Raw genomic sequence first — 15,447 nt, 5'->3', positions numbered from 1 at the left:
TATTCCCTTTGAAACTTGCGTCAACCTGCCCAAATCCTCGAAGGCCGGGCAGGATTTTAACCCATCAAATGTCGTAAGATCTCGTCGTCAGTGCTGACATTGTTCTTCACCCGAACCATGTAGCGGTCGCCGGACTTGCCGAATTCGCAATTGTAGAGCTTGGAACCGTTGGCGCTGACCTCAACGCCGATATCGTCCTGCTTCAGAGCCTGAAACGGAATGACATCGCCGGCCACCAGCTTGGAAATCGTCCTGAGCGTCAGTGTTTCGAGCTTGATGCGCGCCTCGAGCGTGACCTGCGATCGCTTCACCTGCTCCGAAATCATTTCCATCCATTCCTCCTGCTTCTTCAGCGCCTGGGCTGAAGCCTTGGGGGCGACGATGGAAGTCTTGAGCAGGGCGCGCTGCGGCACGATCAGCGAGAACTCCGACGATACCTTGCCAATATCGACCTTCAGGCGGATGGTCACGCCGTAAAGGCCGGCGATCATCTCGTCGAAGGCGCTTTTGCCGTTGGAATTGAATGGTGGATCGATGGTTGCCTCAAATCCGCCCGGCGCGTTGACACCGGAGCGCAGGACACCTGCGATGCGGCCAAGAACCATGGCCGCGAGATCAAGCTCGATATGGGATAGGCTGCGCTCGTCCGGCTCGCCAATCATGTCCGGCGACGCGCCCAGCATGCGCTCCATGAGCGCGATGACGAAACCGTTGCCGACCGTCATCATGAAATTGGGGCACCAGTTGCGCAGGGAACAATCGGCAACCGCGACATTGCTCCCGACATTGGCGATGAGATCGGTCATCAGTCCCGATTCGGAACCGACATATTCGACGTCGATCGCGATGCCGGTCTCGCTGTGGAAGATGTCTGGCAGGAACTCGCTGTAGAGATGGCCGATATCGGAACCGATCTTGGCGATCGTCTTGCGATCGGATAATCCGCCCGTCAACTTTGCCAGAAGGGCCGTGTCGATGGCCGGTGCTTGTTGCGCTGCAGCTTTTGCCATCGTCATGCCGCCTTGTTTTCGCCGCCGGGGTTCATCATCTCCTGCTCGACGGCGTCAATAGATGGCCGCTCGTAGTTGGAGATGGTCTTGCGGCCATATTCGAGTGCGACCTGCGGCACCGAGCCGTTCATGTAAGCGATCAGCGTCTGCTTGACGATGATGTAGAGGCGGTGCTGCTTGGTGCGGACGATCTTGACCTGGGACGCCAGCGGGTTGCAGATCGAATAGGACAGGATGATGCCGAGCATGGTGCCGACGAGTGCGGCGCCGATGAGGCCGCCCAGCACTTCCGGCGATTCGTTGATCTTGCCCATGGCCTTGATAACGCCGAGAACCGCCGCGACGATACCGATGGCAGGGAAGGAATCCCCCATGGTGGTAATCGCGTGATAAGGTTTCAGCTTGTCGTTCAGGATGGTTTCGATTTCCTCATCCATCAGCGCCTCGATTTCGTGGCTTCGGGCGTTGCCGATGATGATGAGGCGAACATAGTCGCAGATGAACGAGGTCAATTCCTTGTTCTTCAGAACCGATGGCGCGCTCTGGAAAATCGAGGATTCTTCCGGATTGTCGATATGGGCCTCGATCTCGTTGCGCGATTTCGTGCGCAGGTCGCGCATCAGCGAATAGAGCACGCCGAGCACGTCGAGATAGTTTCGCTCCTTCGGGACCGAATGCTTGAAGGCCTCGCCGAGCGCCTTGCCCGAATCCTTCACGACTTTCATGGGGTTCGCCATGATGAAGCCGCCGAGACCGGCGCCGCCGATGATCATCAATTCGAACGGCTGAACCAGCACGTCCAGATGACCGCCCATCGCCATGTAGCCGCCGATGATGCAGCCGAAGGTGATTATAAGTCCAATTACAATATTCATTGATCGACCACGCCCGAACAGTGTTCCATGGCGCCATGTCTAAAAAATGTGGCTTGCGTGAACCTGTCCGCAAAGCCGCTCTCGCATTCCTGTCTCCAGCCAGTTTCGCACAAGCAAGCCACGGCAATATGCCGACAAAGGCGGACGTGCGCCTTGAGATCGGGATCAAACGAGAGCGGCGGTTCAGTGACTTCCACCTACACCAGCTACAGACTGATCAGTCAGGATATCGGCAAATCGCTTGAGCGGGTGTCGGAACAGCCCGACGTGGCGCGCGAGACCGAATATTATCGCGCGAAGATCGGCGACGTGAAATCCATCGACGACTTCATGGCCGATACGCGCCTTTACAATTACGCGCTGAAGGCCCACGGCCTTGAGGACATGGCCTATGCGAAGGCTTTCATCCGCAAGGTGCTGACGGAAGGCGCCTCGGACAAGGACGCTTTCGCCAACAAGCTTTCCGACAGCCGTTATGCAGATTTTGCGAAGTCGCTGGATTTTGCCGGCCTGGGCGCAGCGGCGACTTCGGTCGACGCGGCCCAAACGGGCGTCATCAGCAAATACACGCGCCAGACCCTGGAACAGGAAGCCGGTGACGACAATAACGGTGTCCGGCTCGCCCTTTATTTCGAACGCAAGGCATCAACCATCACATCCGGCCTCGATTTTCTCGCCGACGACGCGCTCGCGCAGGTGTTTCGCACAACGTTCAACCTCCCCGACGCATTTTCCGCGGCCGACATCGACAAACAGGCGGCGCTCATCGAAAAGAGCATCAATATCAAGGATCTGCAGGACCCCGAAAAGGTTGGAAAGCTGCTCGAGCGTTTCACCATCATGTGGGAAATGCAAAACCCCTCGACGACCTACGACCCTTTGGCCGTTTTCGGCTCCTCCAGCGGCTACGGCATTTCCCCTGACCTGCTGATCTCGATCAACTCCCTGAAACTCGGAGGCAAATGATATGCAATCCGGACTATATGTCGCCCTCTCCTCACAGATAGCGCTGGAGCGCCGTCTCACCACCATTTCCGACAATATGGCGAATGTGAACACCGTCGGTTTTCGCGGTTCCGAAGTGAAATTCGACGAAATGGTCGCCAAGAATCACAATGACATGAACGCTCGGGTGGCCTTCGTTTCGCAGGGCAACGACTATCTTTCCACTCGTCAGGGCGCTTTCGAGCAGACTGGCAATTCCTTCGATTTTGCCATCAAGGGCGACGCCTGGTTTTCGCTGGATACCCCCGATGGCCAGATTCTGACCCGCGACGGCCGTTTCACCATGCGTCCGGACGGCGCGCTCATCTCCTCGAGCGGTTATCCCGTTCTCGATGCCGGCGGCGGTCCGATCCAGCTTAATCCGAATGGCGGCCCGATCACCGTCGGTCTCGATGGAGCCATCCGGCAGAACGAAAACATCGTCGCTACCCTCGGCATCTTTCAGGCGGATTTTTCGCAGGGTTTCCTGCGTCATCCCAATAGCGGCGTGAAGCCGGTGGCCCAGCCGGTTCCGGTGGTCAACAACCATGAAGTCGGCGTCGTTCAGGGTTACCTCGAGCAGTCGAACGTCAACGGCATTTCCCAGATGACCCAGCTCATCCAGGTCAACCGCGCCTTTGAAAGCATCTCCTCGCTGATGCGCGATACCGAATCGACCTTCGGCGAGGGCATCAAGACGCTTGGCGGCGCGCGTTGAGGAACTGACTGATGACAATGCCGGAATCCATGCTCTCGGCTGATGCCATTTCACCGAAGCTCGCGCAGCTGGCGAGCCTCGCCGGGCATTATGCCGATCCGGAGTTCTCGGTTGCGCATGGCGGTCATGTCCGCACCATCGCCGCCGGGCACTATACGGTTTCCGGCCTGTCGCGGCATGTGCGGCTCGGTGAATTCGTCGCCCATCGCAGCGCGACCGGCATTCATCTCGGCGAAGTGGTGCGCGTGGAGCCGGACATCTGCTATGTCTGCCCCATCGAGCCCGGCGAGCCGATCGGCATTCACGACACCGTCATCCGCAAGGGCGCTTTCCGCGTCGCGCCCGATAACAGCTGGTGCGGCCGCACGATCAACGCGCTGGGCGAACCCATCGACAATCAGGGGCCGCTTGCGCCGGGCATTGAACGTCGCTCGATTTCAAACAACGCACCACCTTCAATGACCCGCAAGCGCGTGGAGACACCCTTTAAGACGGGTGTTCGCGCTATCGATATCTTCTCGCCGCTTTGCCTCGGCCAGCGCCTCGGCATTTTTGCTGGCTCCGGCGTCGGTAAATCCACGTTGCTGTCAATGCTCGCCAAGGCAGATGCCTTCGACAAGGTGGTGATTGCGCTTGTCGGCGAACGCGGCCGTGAAGTGCGCGAATTCATCGAAGACACGATGGGCGAGAACATGAGCAAGTCCATCGCCGTCGTTGCGACAAGCGATGAAAGCCCGATGCTGCGCAAGATGGCCCCGCTTTCCGCCGTTACCATCGCCGAGCATTTTCGCGATCAGGGCGACAATGTTCTTCTCATCATCGACAGCGTGACGCGATTTGCCCATGCGATCCGCGAAGTGGCGGTCGCTTCGGGCGAACCGCCTGTCGCACGCGGTTATCCCGCTTCGGTCTTCACCGAACTGCCGCGACTGCTGGAACGGGCGGGACCGGGCGCCGAAGGCACCGGCACCATCACCGCCATCGTCTCCATCCTCGTGGATGGCGACAATCACAACGATCCGATTGCCGATTCGACCCGCGGTATTCTCGACGGTCATATCGTGCTTGACCGCAGCCTTGCCGAAGAAGGCCGTTACCCGCCAATCAATCCGCTCGCCTCGATCTCCCGTCTCGCCAAGAAGGCCTGGACACCGGATCAGGAAAAGCTGGTCTCGCGCCTCAAGGCGCTGGTGCATCGCTTCGAGGAAACGCGCGATCTTCGCCTCATCGGCGGTTATCGGCCCGGTACCGACCCCGATCTCGACATGGCGGTGAAGCAGGTGCCGATCATCTATGAAACGTTGAAACAACTGCCGAGCGAGCCGGCAGCGCTGGATGCCTATGCCGACCTGGCGACCGCATTGCGCGGCGGCGCGCAGAACGGTCAGCCGCAGGTAACCCCGAGAATGAGAGGCTGACCCGTGAGGAAAAAGCGGAACGACAATAGCCACGATGAAGACGTGCTGCCGAAGCCCGTTTTCTTTACACCCGACCGTATTCTCGCATGGACGGGCATCGGGCTCGCCGCTGCAGCAGCCTTTTTCCCCTGGTACGTGTTTTTCAATGAAGAAAAATTCGGCATGAAGGTGGCGGGCGGCGATCGCACGCGCGATCTGCCCCATACCGGGCCGCGGGAAGTCTTCAGCGTTTCGCCGATGGCCATGACCAACCGCAACAAGGAAGACACCCCGCCGCCGGCGGAGCTGCCCGACATGCTGACGACGGCCACCGTGAACGCAGGCGGCAAGGAAAAACAGAACGACCTGGCAGCGGGCATTGAAGATCAGCCCTTCCCCGGCCAGACATCGTTCCGTCTGCTGCATGTCTCCAATGGCCGCGCCCTAATTGAGGACGGTTCGGGCATGTATATGGTGAGGGTCGGCTCGACCCTGCCTGACAATGCGCTGCTGACGAAGATCGAGCAACGCAACGGCGAGTGGTTGATAGAGACGTCCTCCGGAAGAACCTATCATCCGGAAAAATAGTCCGGCCACCCATGAGCGGAAGGCCGCGTTGCGCATCTCGGTGACAACACTCCCAAAGCAAAACTTCCAGATGACCGCCGCAAAGACCCCTTCGCGGCGGCATTCCATCGGTAATCTGGGCTGTCCCCGCAGTAGCCGTCAGGGACGGCTCTGCGAGTCCTGCGGTTTATTTTCTCTGGTTGCCGGCAAAAGCCGCCGTCACACCGAGACCGATATAGACGAAACCGCTGACCCAACGTTCAGCGCTGAGATAAACCGGGCTGCGCTTCAGCCAGTTGCCGGCCGTTCCCGCCACAAGGGCATATGTCCCATCCGTCAAAACGCCGATCACCGTGTAGAGAATGCCGAGAAAAGCGATCTGCATTGCCACATGGCCCCTTCCGACCTCAACGAACTGCGGCAGGAAAGCCAGAAAGAACAAGGCCGTCTTCGGATTGAGGAGGTTGACGATGAAGCCCTCGCGAAAGATGCGCATGCGGCTGCGCGTCGGCAAACCGCCCTCGATATCGGGAATGTCCGACGAGCCGAAGAGCTTTTTGAGGCCAAGCCAGATCAGATAGGCCGCACCGGCATATTTCACCGCGCTGAAGGCGAGCGCAGACGAGGCGAGCAGCGCCGACAATCCGACAGCGGCAGCGACGACATGAACAAGCGTCGCCGTATGGATGCCAAGGATTGAAACGAGACCGGCGGAACGACCCTGCTCGACCGAGCGTGCGAAGATATAAAGGACTGCGGGGCCGGGCACGAGAAGCAGCACCAGCGTGGCGCTGACGAACAGGCCGAGATTGGCGGCACTTGGAATTACCAGATCCATGATTGTCTCCCATCGTTCTCACCACTCTAGCGCTAATATCGGGCCGCGTTCAAGGTGAATCGAAACCGCTTCCGACCCACCCTGCACGGCGCGCTCTGGAATGGGCGTGACAGCCGCATTTGGTCATTCAAAGCGACGCGTGCCGCAATGGAGACATGCGCTTTTATCTCCGGCAGACCCTCTTCCGTCCCGCTTCCGGCCTTTGGCCAGCGCCGTCTCCCCTCCCCGCAAGTCTGACGCAAGATTAGCCCCGTAGGTTCGGGGCATACGAGATGGAGAAGTCTATGCAACCGATTCAACTGTTCGAACTGGCATCCCGCCAAGCGGAATGGCTGAGCGTGCGGCAGGAAGTCGTGGCGACCAACATCGCCAACGCCAACACACCCAAGTTCCACGCCAAGGATGTCAGCCCTTTCGAAGCGGTCATGCAGGCCACCAGCCAGCAAGTCGGCATGGCGAGGACCAACCCTGCCCACTTCGGCGAGAGCACCCTCAGCGACAATATCGCAGTGCGCGACAACCCGATCAACAACGAGATCGGCATGCAGGAGTCCGGCAATTCGGTCGCGCTTGCTGAAGAAATGACCAAGACCGGCGAGATCAAGCGGCAGTACGAGCTGAACGCCAATCTCGTCAAATCCTTCCATCGCATGATGCTGATGACGGTTAAGAGGTAAGCCATGGATCCCTTGAGTGCGGCGAGCAAGATCGCCGGCAGCGGTCTCGAAGTGCAGTCCACGCGCCTGCGCATTGTTTCGGAAAACATTGCCAACGCCAGATCCACCGGCGACACCCCCGGCGCCGACCCCTATCGCCGCAAGACCGTCACCTTCGGGTCCGAGCTCGACCGCGTCAGCGGCGTAGAGCGCGTGACGGTGAAGAAGCTCGGCGTCGACCGTGGCGATTTCATCAACGAATACGACCCCGGCAACCCGGCCGCAGACAGCAACGGCATGGTGAAGATGCCCAACGTCAACATCCTGATTGAAATGGCGGACATGCGCGAAGCCAACCGCAGCTACGACGCCAATCTTCAGGTCATCCGCCAGACGCGCGACCTCGTCGCCTCCACAATCGACCTTCTGAAGGCATCGCAATGATCGACGGTATCAAGCAAGTCAGTTCCCTTTCGCTCACCCGCGGCGCAAGCGGTATTTCCTCGCTGACGGAAAGCGTTTTCGGCAGCGAGCAGACGACGCCCGCCCAGCAGACGGGCGCAAGCTTCGCCAGCGTTCTCGGCAATATATCGGTGGATGCGATGAACAATCTGAAGAAGGCGGAAGTCGCTTCCTTCGAAGGCATTCAGGGCAAGGCGAATACGCGTGAAGTGGTCGATGCCATGCTTTCGGCCGAACAGTCGCTGCAGACCGCCATCGCGCTCCGAGACAAGATCGTGTCGGCCTATCTCGACATTACCAAAATGCAGATCTAGCCCACAGGAATATTGACATGAGAGCTCTTGCCATCGCTGCCACCGGTATGGACGCCCAGCAGACCAATCTGGAAGTCATTGCCAACAACATCGCCAACATCAACACCACCGGCTACAAGCGCGCGCGTGCGGAGTTCACCGACCTTCTTTACCAGACCGAGCGCATGCAGGGCGTGCCGAACCGCGCCAACCAGGCGATCGTGCCCGAGGGCGCCAATATCGGCCTCGGCGTACAGACCTCGGCCGTGCGCAACATCCACACCCAGGGCAATCTGATCGAGACCGGCAACAAGCTGGACGTCGCGATCATCGGCCAGGGCTGGTTCCAGATCGAGGCGGCCGACGGTTCGACGCTTTACAGCCGCGCAGGCGCCTTCAACAAGAATGCCGACGGTAATCTGGTGACGGTCGACGGCTATAACGTCATCCCGAACATCAATATCCCGACGGACGCGCAGGACATCACCGTGACCCGCACGGGTCAGGTCACGGCCCGCATCGGCAATGCCACCGATTTCACCGAACTCGGCCAGCTGACCATCGCCAACTTCGCCAATGAAGCAGGCCTGAAGCCGCTGGGCGACAACCTCTTCGCCCAGACGCCGGCCTCCGGCGACGCGGTCGTCGGCGTGCCTGATGATCCGAGCTACGGCTACATCAAGCAATCCTACCTCGAAGGCTCGAACGTCGATGCCGTCAAGGAAATCACCGATCTGATCACGGCGCAGCGCGCCTACGAGATGAATTCCAAGGTCATCACCACCGCTGACGAAATGGCTTCGATTGTCAGCAAGAACCTGAAGTAAGAACGGAAAGGCAGGCGAACATGAGGTTTGGCCGGAAACATAGCAGCAGCAGAACGGCGCTCGTCCGTATGTGCCTTGCGTCTGCCTTTTCGCTGGGGGCGCTTGCCCCCGCCCTTGCACAGGCGCCGATGGCGCTGGTCCCGACGCGCACCATCTATCCGGGTGAGACCATCTCGCCTGACCAGGTGAAGCCTGTCGAAGTGACCAATCCCAATATTTCCTCGGGTTATGCGAGCGATATCAGCGAAGTGGAAGGCATGATCTCCAAGCAGACCCTGCTTCCCGGCCGCACGATCCCCGTTGCCGCCTTGCGCGAACCGTCGCTCGTCACGCGCGGCACCAGCGTCAAACTCGTCTTCACAATCGGCAATATGACGCTGATGGCTTCGGGGACGCCGATGACCGATGGCTCGCTCGGCGAAGTCGTGCGGGTACGCAACATCGATTCCGGCGTGATGGTCAGCGGCACGGTCATGAGGGACGGAACCATTCAGGTGATGGCGAAATGAGAGTGCTTCGTATCCTGGCCGCGGCCGTTCTGTTTTCGGCCCAACCTTTCCTCTCGCTGCCCGCAGCCCATGCGGATACATCCCGTATCAAGGATATCGCATCGCTGCAGGCCGGGCGCGACAACCAGCTGATCGGCTACGGTCTCGTGGTCGGCCTGCAGGGCACAGGCGACAGCCTGCGCTCCTCGCCGTTTACCGAGCAATCCATGCGCGCGATGCTGCAAAACCTCGGCATCACCACGCAGGGCGGCCAGTCGAACGCCAAGAACATCGCCGCCGTGATGGTGACAACCAATCTGCCACCCTTCGCCAGCCCCGGCAGCCGTGTTGACGTGACAGTCAGCTCGCTGGGCGACGCCTCGTCGCTGCGCGGCGGCACGCTCATCATGACCTCGCTTTCGGGCGCAGACGGCCAGATTTACGCGGTCGCACAGGGTGCGCTGATCGTCAACGGCTTTTCCGCACAGGGCGATGCCGCGACGCTGACGCAGGGCGTCACCACCTCCGCCCGCGTGCCGAACGGTGCGATCATCGAGCGCGAACTGCCGTCCAAGTTCAAGGATTCGGTCAATCTGGTCCTTCAGCTGCGCAACCCGGACTTCTCGACGGCCGTGCGGGTCGCGGATGTCGTCAACGCCTTTGCCCGCGCCCGTTACGGAGATGGCATCGCCGAGCCGCGCGATTCGCAGGAAATTGCGGTGCAGAAGCCGCGCACCGCTGATCTGACGCGACTGATGGCGGAAATCGAAAATCTGACGGTCGAGACGGATACGCCTGCCAAGGTCGTCATCAACGAACGTACCGGCACCATCGTCATCGGTGCGGATGTGCGCATTTCCCGCGTCGCCGTCAGCTACGGAACGCTGACCGTGCAGGTGACGGAATCGCCGCAGGTCATCCAGCCGGCGCCATTTTCGCGCGGCCAGACAGCCGTGCAGCCGCAGACGGATATCATGGCCATGCAGGAAGGCAGCAAGGTCGCCATCGTCGAAGGTCCCGACCTTCGCACACTGGTTGCCGGTCTCAACAGCATCGGGCTCAAGGCGGACGGTATCATCGCCATTCTGCAAGGCATCAAATCCGCTGGTGCCCTTCAGGCGGAGCTTGTGCTGCAATGATGGAACATCAGAAGAAAAACATATTCCCGAATGGCCTTACTCGCTTCGCGGCCGTCGCCTCGCTGCTATTCCTTCTGCCGGCCGCTGGCGCGGAAAGCCAGCAGAATGTGGTGTCCGAACTCAGCACGCAGGATGAAATCCAGAAATTCTGCACCAACATCGCCGATGCGGCCCGCGACCAGCGTTATCTTATGCAGAAGCAGGAGCTGGAAAAGCTGCAGTCCGACGTCAACGAGCGCATTGCCGTGCTGGAAGACCGCAAGGCGGAATATGAGGACTGGCTGGCGCGCCGCGAACATTTTCTCGCCCAGGCGAAAGCCAATCTTGTTGATGTCTACAAGACGATGAAGCCGGATGCCGCAGCACCCCAGCTCGAAAAGATGCATGTGGAGATCGCCGCCGCCATCATCATGCAGCTGCCGCCGCGCCAATCCGGCCTGATCCTCAGCGAAATGGATGCGGCGAAAGCCGCAACCGTCGCCGGCATCATGTCGCAGGCAACCGACAAAAACACTTCGAAGGATCCTTCATGACCGCGCGTCGTCTTCCGGCCCTCCTCCTGCCGCTCGCTCTGCTTGCCGGCTGCCAGAACAACCAGACCCTGAAGGAAATCGGCAACGCGCCCGCGATGAGCCCGATCGGCAGCGGCCTGCAATTCAGCCAGACGCCGCAGATGGGCATGTATCCCAAGCAGCCGAAGCACATGGCCAGCGGCTATTCGCTGTGGAGCGACAGCCAGGGTGCGCTGTTCAAGGACCTTCGCGCGCTCAACATCGGCGACATTCTGACCGTCAACATCCAGATCAATGACAAGGCCGATTTCGACAATGAGACCGAGCGCAACCGCACCAATGCCAGCGGCCTGAACTGGAAGGCCAAGGCCGAAATCTTCGGCTGGACCCCGGAAGCGGACTCGAGCATCAAATACGGCTCCGACACCGACACCCAGGCGAAGGGCAAGACCAAGCGTTCCGAAAAGCTGACGCTGCTGGTGGCCGCCGTGGTGACCGGCATTCTGGAAAACGGCAACCTCATCATCAGCGGCTCGCAGGAAGTGCGCGTGAACCACGAAATCCGCATCCTCAACGTCGGCGGTATCGTCCGGCCGCAGGATGTCGACGCCCAGAACATGATCTCCTACGAGCGTATCGCCGAAGCACGAATCTCCTATGGCGGCCGCGGACGTCTGACGGAAGTGCAGCAGCCCCCGGTCGGGCAACAGGTCGTCGACCTGTTCTCGCCGCTCTGACGCCGGTACACGGGAACGGACTGACCCATGGAAAACGAACAGGTAGAGGGCAAGAAAAAATCCTCCCCTCTGGTCATGACCATCGCAGGCGTTGCCATCCTCACCCTGGTCGGTGCGGGCGGCGGCTGGCTCGTGGGCGGCATGATCGCGCCGAAGATCGCCGGCGCGGAGGCCCATGCCACGGCCGCTGCCGGCGGGCACGGTGAGAAAAAGGACGAGGGCATCGAGAAAATCTCGGCTGAGGCGAACGGCATCGTCCAGCTCGATCCCATCACCACCAACCTCGCCTATCCCTCGACGAACTGGGTGCGGCTGGAAGTGGCGCTGATGTTCAAGGGCCCGGTCGAGGTGGGGCTGGCGGAAGATATACACCAGGATATTCTCGCCTATGTCCGGACCGTTTCCCTTCAGCAACTGGAAGGGCCGCGCGGCTTTCAATATCTTAAGGATGACATTCAGGAACGAGTTGACCTGCGCTCTCAAGGGCGCGTATCCAAGGTCATGTTCCGGACCTTTGTCATCGAATGATTCGATTTCTTGTAACCATCGCCGTCCTTCTCGCTTTGCCGGGCCTTGCCAGTGCCCAGCAATTCCCGTCCGATCTGTTCAACACGCAGATAGACGGCTCCGTCGCGGCGTGGATCATCCGCACCTTCGGCCTGCTGACGGTTCTGTCCGTCGCGCCGGGCATCCTGATCATGGTCACGAGCTTTCCGCGCTTCGTGATCGCCTTCTCGATCCTCAGATCCGGCATGGGACTGGCTTCGACCCCTTCCAACATGATCCTGCTGTCGATGGCGATGTTCATGACCTTCTACGTCATGTCGCCCACCTTCGACAAAGCCTGGACCGACGGCGTACAGCCGCTTCTGCAGAACCAGATCAACGAACAGCAGGCCGTGCAGCGCATCGCGGAGCCCTTCCGTACTTTCATGAACGCCAATACGCGTGACAAGGATCTGAAGCTGTTCGTGGACATCGCCCGCGAGCGCGGACAGGAAGTGATGACCGACAATGTCGTCGACTACCGCGTGCTGGTTCCGGCCTTCATGCTGTCGGAAATCCGGCGCGGTTTCGAGATCGGCTTCCTCATCATCCTGCCGTTTCTGGTCATCGATCTGATCGTCGCCACCATCACCATGGCAATGGGCATGATGATGCTGCCGCCCACCTCCATCTCCCTGCCGTTCAAGATTTTGTTCTTCGTGCTGATCGACGGCTGGAACCTGCTTGTCGGCAGCCTCGTCAGATCGTTCAACTGACGGCCTTTGTGCCGGATTGACACCCGTTAACCCTGTTTTTTAACCCCGCAGCCCAACGGCAGCGGGGTTTTCGCATTTTGATGCTTTGTTTACCATTTTCCCTAGGGCCTGAGTAACTATATTTATAAACATAAAAATCACCATTTAACTAAATAACTCAGTAACCATAAGTATTTTCCAGTATTTCTTGGCGCCCAAATTAATAATTGCGCAATTTTTCGCTGCGAAATTCCAATCACACGCAGCGGGTTTGGTTTCCGAAACTAAGAATTTCTGAACCGAGTGGCATGAAGCCGAAACGTTGCGACCGGTAATACCAAGTCCGGAATGTCCCCACTCCAGTATTTCGTAAAAACAAGGGACACATTTATTATGGCAAGCATTCTCACCAATGTCGGCGCAACCGCCGCTCTCCAGACGCTCCGCTCGATTGCTTCCAACATGGAAGACACGCAGGGCCGCATCTCCTCCGGTCTGCGCGTCGGCTCGGCTACCGACAACGCTGCTTACTGGTCGATCGCAACGACCATGCGTTCGGACAATGAAGCTCTTGGTGCCGTTCAGGACGCCCTCGGCCTCGGCGCTGCGAAAGTAGACACGGCCTATGCAGGCATGGAAGCTGCTATCGACGTCGTGAAGGAAATCAAGAACAAATACGTTGCCGCCAGCGAACAGACTGCGGACCGCGGCAAGATCCAGGAAGAAATCACCCAGTTGAAGTCGCAGCTTATTTCGATCGCGGAAAGCGGTTCGTTCAACGGCGAAAACTGGCTGCTCAATGATCTCAGCTCCGCGAACAAAACCGTGGTTTCCGGCTTCGTCCGCGCTGCTGACGGCACGACGTCCGTTAAGACGACGGCTTATACACTTTCGGCAACCAACGTACTGTTCGAAGCTGCTGCCGGCACCGGCGGTATTCTGGGCGCCACCTACGCTCTGGCGAACATGGACGCGACGACGACCGATGCAACCGTCGCAACCAACCTCAGCACCGTCGAAGCCGCTCTGAAGGCGATGACCAGCGCTGGCGCCAAGCTCGGCTCTGTTTCCATGCGTATCGACCTGCAGCAGGACTTCGCAACGAAGCTCTCCGACTCCCTCGAAAAGGGCATTGGCCGCCTCGTCGACGCCGACATGAACGAAGAGTCCACCAAGCTGAAGGCTCTGCAGACGCAGCAGCAGCTGGCAATCCAGGCTCTGTCGATCGCCAACAGCGACTCGCAGAACATCCTGTCGCTCTTCCGCTAAGAGCCGAGCTTCTCATAGCCCTTCGGGGCTGGGGGATCCATTTCTTCCCATAAGCAAACGGGGGCTGACCGAACGCGGATTGGGATAGAAAGCATAAAGGTCCGAAAGGCTGAATCGGACTGAATGCATCCACGAGGCCGCATCCGGAAACGGATGCGGCCTTATCTTTTTCTTAAACTTTCGGGGATACGCGCGCGTGCGCGCGAGAGTTGCAATTTTAAATTTTCCGGGGATGAATTTCTTTCCGCGCTTATCAATTCATTAACCAAACCCGCGTTACCTAATGCACATCGAAACGGCGAGCTAACGTTAAAAATCAGCCAGTTAGCAGGCATGATGCTGTACGCCGTTCCCGGTGAAACCGGAATGTCCCTTCTTTAATCAGCCATTCAAGGGGCACACTACTATGACGAGCATTATCACGAATGTCGCAGCAATGTCTGCGCTCCAGACCCTGCGCTCTATCGGCCAGAACATGGAATCCACCCAGGCACGCGTTTCCTCCGGCCTTCGCGTTGGCGAAGCTGCGGACAATGCTGCTTACTGGTCGATCGCGACCACAATGCGCTCCGACAACATGGCGCTTTCCTCGGTTTCCGACGCTCTCGGCCTCGGCGCCGCCAAGGTAGACACCGCTTCTGCCGGTATGGAATCGGCAATCGAAGTCGTGAAGGAAATCAAGGCAAAGCTGGTCACGGCAACGGAAGAAGGCGTCGACCGCACCAAGGTTCAGGAAGAAATCGGCCAGCTCCAGAAGCAGCTCGCATCGATCGCACAGGGCGCATCCTTCTACGGCGAAAACTGGCTGGTAGGCGCTTCGACCCTCGGCGCAGCAACACCCGGCACGGCCCCGGACAAGTCGGTCGTTGCCGGCTTCGTTCGCTCCACCGGTGGCGCCGTTAACGTCACGACCACGAAATACGCCCTCGACAGCACCGCTACCGGCAATACGCTCTTCGGCTCGGTCGACTCGGCAGGCGTCCCCGACACGACCGGCATTCTCGGCACGACCGGAACATTCACAACTGTCGCCGCCCAGTCCGTCTACACGCTTAATATCACCCAGTATGCAGCCGCAGACCGCGCCACCAACATGGCCGAAGCCTTGACGCTGGTTGAAAACGCCCTGAAGGCAATGACGAGCGCTGCAGCAAAGCTCGGTTCGCTCTCCATGCGTATCGGCTTGCAGGAAGATTTCGCTTCCAAGCTGTCCGACTCCATCGACAAGGGCGTCGGCCGCCTCGTGGACGCTGACATGAACGAAGAATCCACCCGCCTTAAGGCTCTGCAGACCCAGCAGCAGCTCGGCGTTCAGGCTCTCTCGATCGCCAACAGCAACTCCGAAAGCATCCTGTCGCTCTTCCGTTAATCGAAGACCGAAAGCGAAAAAATCAACCGCGCCGAAAGGCGCGGTTTTTGTTTGTCCAATGGCCC

18 protein-coding genes and 1 pseudogene are annotated in these 15,447 nt (G+C 59.2%); 16 read left to right on the top strand and 3 right to left on the bottom strand.

The window, feature by feature from the left end; genetic code table 11:
- Positions 1–56: 56 nt before the first annotated feature.
- Positions 57–1,016 carry a FliM/FliN family flagellar motor switch protein gene (locus tag PL597_RS04100; protein ID WP_162520463.1) on the bottom strand — a complete coding sequence of 320 codons (960 nt, stop codon included), beginning with the start codon at positions 1,014–1,016 and terminating at the stop codon, positions 57–59.
- Entirely contained in the window at positions 1,013–1,885 is an 873-nt protein-coding gene (gene motA / locus PL597_RS04095) for a flagellar motor stator protein MotA (protein WP_020010426.1), read from the bottom strand. The genes PL597_RS04100 and motA overlap by 4 nt, the downstream gene beginning before the upstream one ends.
- 186 nt (positions 1,886–2,071) lie before the next feature.
- Here motA and PL597_RS04090 point away from each other — a divergent pair, with 186 nt between their 5' ends.
- The 4 genes from PL597_RS04090 to PL597_RS04075 are packed head-to-tail and all read left to right on the top strand — an operon-like array spanning position 2,072 to position 5,572.
- The gene (locus PL597_RS04090) at positions 2,072–2,851 is read left to right on the top strand and encodes a DUF1217 domain-containing protein (RefSeq protein WP_089153245.1); all 780 of its coding nucleotides are present in this window, start codon (positions 2,072–2,074) and stop codon (positions 2,849–2,851) included.
- A gap of 1 nt (position 2,852) precedes the next feature.
- On the top strand, positions 2,853–3,587 hold the full coding sequence (gene flgF / locus PL597_RS04085) for a flagellar basal-body rod protein FlgF (protein ID WP_065114846.1): 735 nt from the start codon (positions 2,853–2,855) through the stop codon (positions 3,585–3,587).
- An 11-nt stretch (positions 3,588–3,598) separates the two neighbouring features.
- Entirely contained in the window at positions 3,599–5,005 is a 1,407-nt protein-coding gene (fliI, locus tag PL597_RS04080) for a flagellar protein export ATPase FliI (protein WP_077983407.1), read from the top strand.
- A 3-nt stretch (positions 5,006–5,008) separates the two neighbouring features.
- Positions 5,009–5,572, top strand: a complete 564-nt coding sequence (locus tag PL597_RS04075) for a hypothetical protein (RefSeq protein ID WP_089153246.1) — start codon at positions 5,009–5,011, stop codon at positions 5,570–5,572.
- 166 nt (positions 5,573–5,738) lie between these two features.
- On the opposite strand, the gene PL597_RS04070 is transcribed toward PL597_RS04075, so the two are convergent.
- On the bottom strand, positions 5,739–6,389 hold the full coding sequence (locus tag PL597_RS04070; RefSeq protein ID WP_271364632.1) for a LysE family translocator: 651 nt from the start codon (positions 6,387–6,389) through the stop codon (positions 5,739–5,741).
- Between the two features lie 284 nt (positions 6,390–6,673).
- Here PL597_RS04070 and flgB point away from each other — a divergent pair, with 284 nt between their 5' ends.
- The 12 genes and pseudogenes from flgB to PL597_RS04010 all read left to right on the top strand — a co-directional run bounded on the left by flgB (position 6,674) and on the right by PL597_RS04010 (position 15,382).
- Complete coding sequence (gene flgB, locus PL597_RS04065; RefSeq protein ID WP_077983438.1) at positions 6,674–7,066, top strand: flagellar basal body rod protein FlgB; 393 nt, start codon at positions 6,674–6,676, stop codon at positions 7,064–7,066.
- Positions 7,067–7,069: 3 nt separating this feature from the next.
- The gene (gene flgC / locus PL597_RS04060; RefSeq protein ID WP_065114841.1) at positions 7,070–7,489 is read left to right on the top strand and encodes a flagellar basal body rod protein FlgC; all 420 of its coding nucleotides are present in this window, start codon (positions 7,070–7,072) and stop codon (positions 7,487–7,489) included.
- Positions 7,486–7,821 carry a flagellar hook-basal body complex protein FliE gene (locus PL597_RS04055; protein WP_020811276.1) on the top strand — a complete coding sequence of 112 codons (336 nt, stop codon included), beginning with the start codon at positions 7,486–7,488 and terminating at the stop codon, positions 7,819–7,821. Before flgC ends, PL597_RS04055 begins: the two co-directional genes overlap by 4 nt.
- A gap of 17 nt (positions 7,822–7,838) precedes the next feature.
- Positions 7,839–8,627: a flagellar basal-body rod protein FlgG gene (gene flgG / locus PL597_RS04050; protein ID WP_077983409.1), complete on the top strand. Its 789-nt coding sequence runs from the start codon at positions 7,839–7,841 to the stop codon at positions 8,625–8,627.
- A 20-nt stretch (positions 8,628–8,647) separates the two neighbouring features.
- The gene (flgA, locus tag PL597_RS04045; protein ID WP_080791378.1) at positions 8,648–9,136 is read left to right on the top strand and encodes a flagellar basal body P-ring formation chaperone FlgA; all 489 of its coding nucleotides are present in this window, start codon (positions 8,648–8,650) and stop codon (positions 9,134–9,136) included.
- 65 nt (positions 9,137–9,201) lie between these two features.
- A pseudogene (locus tag PL597_RS04040) lies at positions 9,202–10,254 on the top strand (flagellar basal body P-ring protein FlgI); the annotation flags it as partial.
- A complete protein-coding gene (locus PL597_RS04035; RefSeq protein WP_077983412.1) occupies positions 10,251–10,787 on the top strand; it encodes a MotE family protein in 537 nt (178 codons plus the stop codon). The pseudogene PL597_RS04040 and the gene PL597_RS04035, both read left to right, overlap by 4 nt.
- Positions 10,784–11,503 (top strand): flagellar basal body L-ring protein FlgH, encoded by a 720-nt coding sequence (gene flgH / locus PL597_RS04030; RefSeq protein WP_077983413.1) that lies wholly within the window; start codon positions 10,784–10,786, stop codon positions 11,501–11,503. The genes PL597_RS04035 and flgH overlap by 4 nt, the downstream gene beginning before the upstream one ends.
- 27 nt (positions 11,504–11,530) lie before the next feature.
- Positions 11,531–12,031, top strand: coding sequence for a flagellar basal body-associated FliL family protein (locus PL597_RS04025; RefSeq protein WP_077983414.1), 501 nt, complete (start codon positions 11,531–11,533; stop codon positions 12,029–12,031).
- Positions 12,028–12,765, top strand: a complete 738-nt coding sequence (gene fliP / locus PL597_RS04020; protein ID WP_059760555.1) for a flagellar type III secretion system pore protein FliP — start codon at positions 12,028–12,030, stop codon at positions 12,763–12,765. The genes PL597_RS04025 and fliP overlap by 4 nt, the downstream gene beginning before the upstream one ends.
- 372 nt (positions 12,766–13,137) lie before the next feature.
- Positions 13,138–14,013 (top strand): flagellin N-terminal helical domain-containing protein, encoded by an 876-nt coding sequence (locus PL597_RS04015; protein ID WP_077983415.1) that lies wholly within the window; start codon positions 13,138–13,140, stop codon positions 14,011–14,013.
- Positions 14,014–14,419: 406 nt separating this feature from the next.
- Complete coding sequence (locus PL597_RS04010; protein WP_269823346.1) at positions 14,420–15,382, top strand: flagellin N-terminal helical domain-containing protein; 963 nt, start codon at positions 14,420–14,422, stop codon at positions 15,380–15,382.
- The last annotated feature ends 65 nt before the right edge of the window (positions 15,383–15,447 follow it).

Source organism: Agrobacterium sp. ST15.13.013 (genome assembly GCF_027956525.1).
Classification (GTDB): Bacteria; Pseudomonadota; Alphaproteobacteria; order Rhizobiales; family Rhizobiaceae; genus Agrobacterium; species Agrobacterium salinitolerans.
This window is presented reverse-complemented; position numbering and strand designations above follow the sequence as displayed.

What these genes read in the sequence shown, in the direction of transcription:
- flgC (WP_065114841.1), top strand. Translation starts at nt 7,070, where the DNA reads ATGGATCCCTTGAGTGCGGCGAGCAAGATCGCCGGCAGCGGTCTCGAA.
- PL597_RS04025 (WP_077983414.1), top strand. Translation starts at nt 11,531, where the DNA reads ATGGAAAACGAACAGGTAGAGGGCAAGAAAAAATCCTCCCCTCTGGTC.
- motA (WP_020010426.1), bottom strand. Translation starts at nt 1,885, where the DNA reads ATGAATATTGTAATTGGACTTATAATCACCTTCGGCTGCATCATCGGC.
- flgF (WP_065114846.1), top strand. Translation starts at nt 2,853, where the DNA reads ATGCAATCCGGACTATATGTCGCCCTCTCCTCACAGATAGCGCTGGAG.
- flgG (WP_077983409.1), top strand. Translation starts at nt 7,839, where the DNA reads ATGAGAGCTCTTGCCATCGCTGCCACCGGTATGGACGCCCAGCAGACC.
- fliI (WP_077983407.1), top strand. Translation starts at nt 3,599, where the DNA reads ATGACAATGCCGGAATCCATGCTCTCGGCTGATGCCATTTCACCGAAG.
- flgB (WP_077983438.1), top strand. Translation starts at nt 6,674, where the DNA reads ATGCAACCGATTCAACTGTTCGAACTGGCATCCCGCCAAGCGGAATGG.
- PL597_RS04010 (WP_269823346.1), top strand. Translation starts at nt 14,420, where the DNA reads ATGACGAGCATTATCACGAATGTCGCAGCAATGTCTGCGCTCCAGACC.
- PL597_RS04070 (WP_271364632.1), bottom strand. Translation starts at nt 6,389, where the DNA reads ATGGATCTGGTAATTCCAAGTGCCGCCAATCTCGGCCTGTTCGTCAGC.
- flgH (WP_077983413.1), top strand. Translation starts at nt 10,784, where the DNA reads ATGACCGCGCGTCGTCTTCCGGCCCTCCTCCTGCCGCTCGCTCTGCTT.
- flgA (WP_080791378.1), top strand. Translation starts at nt 8,648, where the DNA reads ATGAGGTTTGGCCGGAAACATAGCAGCAGCAGAACGGCGCTCGTCCGT.
- PL597_RS04015 (WP_077983415.1), top strand. Translation starts at nt 13,138, where the DNA reads ATGGCAAGCATTCTCACCAATGTCGGCGCAACCGCCGCTCTCCAGACG.
- fliP (WP_059760555.1), top strand. Translation starts at nt 12,028, where the DNA reads ATGATTCGATTTCTTGTAACCATCGCCGTCCTTCTCGCTTTGCCGGGC.
- PL597_RS04100 (WP_162520463.1), bottom strand. Translation starts at nt 1,016, where the DNA reads ATGACGATGGCAAAAGCTGCAGCGCAACAAGCACCGGCCATCGACACG.
- PL597_RS04035 (WP_077983412.1), top strand. Translation starts at nt 10,251, where the DNA reads ATGATGGAACATCAGAAGAAAAACATATTCCCGAATGGCCTTACTCGC.
- PL597_RS04055 (WP_020811276.1), top strand. Translation starts at nt 7,486, where the DNA reads ATGATCGACGGTATCAAGCAAGTCAGTTCCCTTTCGCTCACCCGCGGC.